The sequence below is a fragment of the Mycobacterium sp. genome (assembly GCF_040509115.1).
Lineage (GTDB): Bacteria > Actinomycetota > Actinomycetes > Mycobacteriales > Mycobacteriaceae > Mycobacterium.
In genome coordinates, this window is the sequence record NZ_JBEVLO010000217.1 from 1 (window position 1) to 5,247 (window position 5,247).

A 5,247-nucleotide genomic window follows, 5' to 3' on the forward strand; every position below is an offset into this window, starting at 1 on the left:
CGATGACCCTCTCCGGATGTTCGGTGAGGTCCAGCCACGTGAATCTGAGCACTTGCCAGTGAGCCAACGCGATGGCGTTCTGCCGCACGCGGTCGTTCTGAAAGTCGTCTGCGCTGGAGTGAAAGGCGAGGCCGTCCACCTCGATCGCCACCTTCGGGAGTGGAAATGCGACGTCGACCTTGTAGCCGGCAACGGGGTAGTTCGCCTTCCACCCCGTGATACCCGCGCTCCTGAGCAGCCCGACGAGGATTCGCTCGGCTTCGGAGCGCGCGCCGCCGTCGGCAGCCTGGAGCAGCCGGCGTGCAGCGGGCGAACCGTGCCTGCCCTTGTTGCGTAGGTGCGCGTTCCACAGTGTCCGCAGCTCGACGTGCCGTTGTAGCGCCGAATCCATCACCTTCGGACCGCCACCGCGGCGGACGGCGGCCTCGATCACCGTCAACGGGAGAGCCGTCACTCGCAGTCCGTTGCGTTCGATCACGTCGGCGGGGTCGAGGTCACGCCTGCGTCGACGTACCCCAGGTCTGCCAGGGTGATTGCTCGCGCGCGGCACGGTGACCTCGACCAGATCGGGGGCAAAACGCGTCAGGTCCAACCACCACGCGGCGGCAAGTCCGCTCGCCGTCGCGCGGATGCCATGCGCCCAGACGGCAGCCCGGATTCGGGCGGCGTCGGTAAACGGTCGGTCGTCGGCGAAGTAGACGCCGCGGGAGCACCGTAGCCAGGATCCGGATCGAAGCTTCCGCTCGATCGCGTCCTGGCTCATGCCTGCAGCGCGCGCTTGTCGGCTGGTGATGACCCCGTCGTGGTGTCTCAGCAGGTCCTCGATCACGCCCTTTTGACGCGAGTGAGACGCTCGGCGGTTCCGCCGCCCGCGACGTGCGTGTTGGAACCCGCGCCGGCCGCGGGTAAACGTGCACAAATCGTTAGGTGCGGCGAATGCCAGACGAGCGCAGCTCCAAGTTGGCCAGGCCGCGGATCGCGATCGCATCGTCGCGGCGCCACGCGCCCACCGGGTCCATGCTCACCGAGGCAAGCTTGGCCAGCGGGCGGTTGGCCAGCGCGCGCAATGCCAGCAGTTGGTCGCCCGCGGGGGTCGCGGCCAGCGCGATCGCCGTCCACTTGCGGCGGAAGAACCGGATCCGCAGTACCAACCACGGCAGCCCGACGAAGAGGATGGGCGGCGCGGCCACCGCGATCGCGAGCACGATCGCCAGCCACGTCGCCGTGGTGTCCAGGCTGTGGCCCGCGCCTGCGATGTCGAGGGCCGCCGAGCTCGCCGCCCGCAACGGCTTGCTCAGGGTGTCGCCGATGAGTGGCACGTCCGAGGTACTGTCGCCCGCCGAGGTGAGGTTCTCCGCGACGCCGGTGGCGCCGTCGTTCACCTGTCTGCCGACTTCGGCGATGGACGTCACTGCGGAGTGCACCGCAAGACCGACGAACACCCAGACGACGATCCACAGAATGACGACGACGTCGCTGATCAACTGAACGAGCAGTCGGCCAGGAGTGGTGGCGTACGGCACGTAACGAGAGATCATGGATGTGATCCCAGCACAGATCGACCGATAGTCTGGCCCGATGCGCCCAGCTCTGACCGACTACCAACATCTGGCCAGCGGCAAGGTTCGCGAGCTCTACCGCGTCGACGCCGATCATCTGCTATTCGTCGCCAGCGACCGCATCTCGGCGTTCGACTACATCCTGGACACTGAGATCCCGGACAAGGGTCGGATCCTCACCGCGATGAGCATGTTCTTCTTCGACTTCCTCGACGCGCCGAACCATCTCGCGGGCCCCGCCGACGACGACCGCATCCCCGCCGAGGTGCTGGGTCGCGCGTTGGTGGTCAAGCGGCTGGAGATGATGCCGGTCGAATGCGTGGCCAGGGGCTACCTCACCGGATCGGGGATCATCGACTACCGCGCGACCGGCCGGGTCTGCGGCATCGAGCTCCCCGAGGGACTCACCGAGGCCAGCAAGTTCGCCGCGCCGCTGTTCACCCCCGCCACGAAGGCCGAGCTGGGGGCGCACGACGAGAACATCTCCTTCGACGCCGTCGTCGACCTGGTCGGTGCCGACCGCGCGGCGCAGCTTCGGGACCTGACGCTCGGCATCTACGCCCAGGCCGCCGAGCACGCTTTGAGCAAGGGAATCATCATCGCCGACACCAAGTTCGAGTTCGGGGTCGACGACAACGGCGACATGGTGCTGGCCGACGAGGTGTTCACCCCCGACTCCTCGCGGTATTGGCGGGCCGACACCTACCAGGAGGGGGTGGTGCAGCCCAGTTTCGACAAGCAGTTCGTCCGCAACTGGCTGACGGGCCCCGACTCCGGCTGGGACCGCGGCGGGGAACTACCTCCGCCTGCCCTGCCGCCCGACGTAGCAGAGGCCACGCGAGCGCGTTACATCGAGGCCTACGAACGCATTTCAGGATTGACGTTCGACGACTGGATCGGAGCCAAATGACCGGGACGCCGCCCATTGCCAAGCGGGTCGACCATCGCCGTGAACACCACGGCGACGTCTTCGTCGATCCGTACGAGTGGCTGCGCGATAAGGAAGATCCCGAGGTCATCGCCTACCTCGAGGCCGAGAATGCCTACACCGAGGAACAGACCGAGCATCTGGCGCCGCTGCGGCAGAAGATCTTCGACGAGATCAAGGCGCGCACCAAGGAGACCGACCTGTCGGTGCCGACCCGCCGCGGGGATTGGTGGTACTACGGGCGCAGCGTCGAGGGTAAGCAGTACGGCATCCACTGCCGTTGTCCCGTCGGTGATCCGGCGGATTGGACGCCCCCGCAGCTCGACGAGAACACCGACATTCCCGGCGAGCAGGTGCTGCTCGACGAGAACGTCGAGGCGGAGGGGCAAGCGTTCTTCTCGCTGGGCGCTGCATCGGTGAGCCTGGACGGACACACCCTCGCCTTCTCGGTCGACCTCACCGGTGATGAGCGATACACGTTGCGGTTCAAGGATTTACGCACCGGCGAGCTGTACGACGACGTCATCGAGGACATCAGCTCGGGAGCCACCTGGGCCGCCGACAACCACACGATCTACTACATCACCGTCGATGCGGCCTGGCGTCCGGACACCGTGTGGCGCCACCGCCTCGGAGCCGGAGAACCCGGCGAGAAGGTCCACCACGAGCCCGATGAGCGCTTCTGGGTCGCGGTGGGGCGGACCCGGAGCAACAAGTACGTGTTGATCGCCGCGGGTAGCTCGGTGACCTCCGAGGTGTTCTACGGCGATGCCTCCGACGCGGGCGCGGAGTTCGTCCCGGTGCTGCCCCGCCGCGAGTCCGTCGAATACTCGGTGGAGCACGCGATCGTCGGGGGTGAGGACCGCTTCCTGATTCTGCACAACGACGGCGCCGAGAACTTCACCCTCGTCGAAGCACCGGTCAGCGACCCCACGGCGTTCCGCACGCTGATCCCGCACCGGGAGGACGTGCGACTCGACGGGGTCGACGCCTTCGAGGGCCAGCTCGTGGTGAGCTACCGCAGCCAGGCGCTACCGCGAATTCAGTTGTGGCCCATCGGGACCGACGGTGAGTACGGCGAGGCAGAGGAGATCACGTTCGAGACGGAGCTGACGTCGTCGGGTCTGGCGGGCAATCCCAACTGGTCGGCGCCGGTGCTGCGGGTCGCGACCACGTCGTTCATCGTGCCGGTCCGCATCTACGACCTCGACCTCGCGACCGGCGAACGGACGATGCTGCGCGAACAGGCCGTCCTCGGCGACTACCGTCCCGACGAGTACGTCGAACGACGCGACTGGGCGGTGGCGTCCGACGGCGCGCGGATCCCGATCTCGGTCGTTCACCGCAAGGGCCTCGAGTTTCCGGCGCCGACTCTGCTCTACGGCTACGGGGCGTACGAGTCCAGCGAGGATCCCGGCTTCTCCATCTCGCGACTGTCGCTCCTCGATCGCGGCGTGGTGTTCGTCATCGCCCACGTGCGTGGCGGCGGCGAGATGGGGCGGCAATGGTACGAGCACGGCAAGCTGCTGGAGAAGAAGAACACGTTCACCGACTTCATCACGGTCGGTGCGCATCTGGTGGGCACCGACGTCACCAAGCCCGAGAACATGGTGGCGCTTGGTGGCAGCGCGGGCGGCCTGCTGATGGGTGCGGTCGCAAACATGGCGCCGGACCTGTTCGCGGGCATCCTGGCCCAGGTGCCCTTCGTCGACGCGCTCACGACGATCCTCGATCCCTCGCTGCCGCTCACGGTGACGGAGTGGGACGAGTGGGGAAACCCGTTGGCAGACGCGGACGTCTACCACTACATGAAGTCCTACACCCCGTACGAGAACGTGGCGGCCAAGGACTATCCGGCCATTCTGGCCATGACGTCGCTCAATGACACCAGGGTGTACTACGTCGAGCCGGCGAAATGGGTTGCCGCCCTTCGCCACGTGAAGACCGACGCCCATCCGGTGCTGTTGAAGACGGAGATGGTCGCCGGTCACGGTGGGATCAGCGGCCGCTACGAGCGCTGGAAGGAGGTCGCGTTCCAGTACGCCTGGGTGCTAGCCACTGCGGACCGCGACCAGCACGGCGGTCAGCGGTCGGGGTCGTAACCGGGGACCGATTCCAGCGTATCCAGAATGCGCTCCCGGCCCCACTCGACATGCGAGTAGGCGACGGCCGACGCCAGGTCGACCCTGCCACGGGCAATGGCATCGACGAGCCTGACGTGCTCGGTGTGCCGCGCGGTGGGATCGGTGCGCATGTTGGCCACGTTGAGGCGATTGCTGCGCTCGCGCAGAGGTTCCATGACCGCGACGAAGAGTTCCTTGTCCGCCAACCGTTCGATCTGCAGGTGAACCTGCCCGCTGTGGCGGTGAAAGCTGTCCCAATTCGATTGTCCAAGAGACTCTTCGGCGGTGGCGAGGGCATGGCGCAGGGCGGTTGGATCGGCTCCGTCGGCGACCGCGGCGGCGCCCCGGCGCGCGACGTAGGGCTCAAGGACGGCGCGGAGGTCGTACAGCTCGTCGACCCCCGTGCGCGTGACCGCGGTGACGACTGCCGGTCGCCGCGGCGCCAGCGTGACGAGTCCCGCGGCCTCCAGCAGGGGCATCGCCTCACGGATCGGAACCCGGGACACGTCTAGTTCGGCACCAATCTCCCGTTCGCTGATGGGCGCTCCCGCGGTCAACCGTCCGTCAAGGATGCGATCGCGCAACTCGTCGAAGACGTACCGCGAGAGGTTTTGAGCCACGATCCTGGTATACCACC

At 66.9% G+C, this 5,247-nt stretch carries 5 protein-coding genes; 2 read left to right on the forward strand and 3 right to left on the reverse strand.

Annotation, left to right across the window (positions count from 1 at the left end; genetic code table 11):
• Together ABW137_RS15070 and ABW137_RS15075 are read right to left on the reverse strand one after the other, a co-directional pair.
• Window positions 1-829: type IV toxin-antitoxin system AbiEi family antitoxin domain-containing protein (locus tag ABW137_RS15070; protein WP_526401278.1), on the reverse strand; the 829-nt coding region annotated here is incomplete at its 3' end.
• A gap of 94 nt (window positions 830-923) precedes the next feature.
• Window positions 924-1,538, reverse strand: coding sequence for a hypothetical protein (locus tag ABW137_RS15075; RefSeq protein WP_526401279.1), 615 nt, complete (start codon window positions 1,536-1,538; stop codon window positions 924-926).
• Between the two features lie 40 nt (window positions 1,539-1,578).
• Between ABW137_RS15075 and ABW137_RS15080 the strand changes: the two genes are divergently transcribed.
• Window positions 1,579-2,469: a phosphoribosylaminoimidazolesuccinocarboxamide synthase gene (locus ABW137_RS15080; RefSeq protein WP_526401281.1), complete on the forward strand. Its 891-nt coding sequence runs from the start codon at window positions 1,579-1,581 to the stop codon at window positions 2,467-2,469.
• Entirely contained in the window at window positions 2,466-4,589 is a 2,124-nt protein-coding gene (locus tag ABW137_RS15085) for a S9 family peptidase (RefSeq protein ID WP_526401283.1), read from the forward strand. Before ABW137_RS15080 ends, ABW137_RS15085 begins: the two co-directional genes overlap by 4 nt.
• On the opposite strand, the gene ABW137_RS15090 is transcribed toward ABW137_RS15085, so the two are convergent.
• The coding region (locus ABW137_RS15090) for a GntR family transcriptional regulator (protein ID WP_526401285.1) at window positions 4,571-5,247 on the reverse strand (677 nt) is incomplete at its 5' end. The genes ABW137_RS15085 and ABW137_RS15090 overlap by 19 nt on opposite strands.

Excerpts from the sequence above, each read along its gene's own strand:
- ABW137_RS15075 (WP_526401279.1), bottom strand. The coding sequence starts at position 1,538 with ATGATCTCTCGTTACGTGCCGTACGCCACCACTCCTGGCCGACTGCTC.
- ABW137_RS15080 (WP_526401281.1), top strand. The coding sequence starts at position 1,579 with ATGCGCCCAGCTCTGACCGACTACCAACATCTGGCCAGCGGCAAGGTT.
- ABW137_RS15085 (WP_526401283.1), top strand. The coding sequence starts at position 2,466 with ATGACCGGGACGCCGCCCATTGCCAAGCGGGTCGACCATCGCCGTGAA.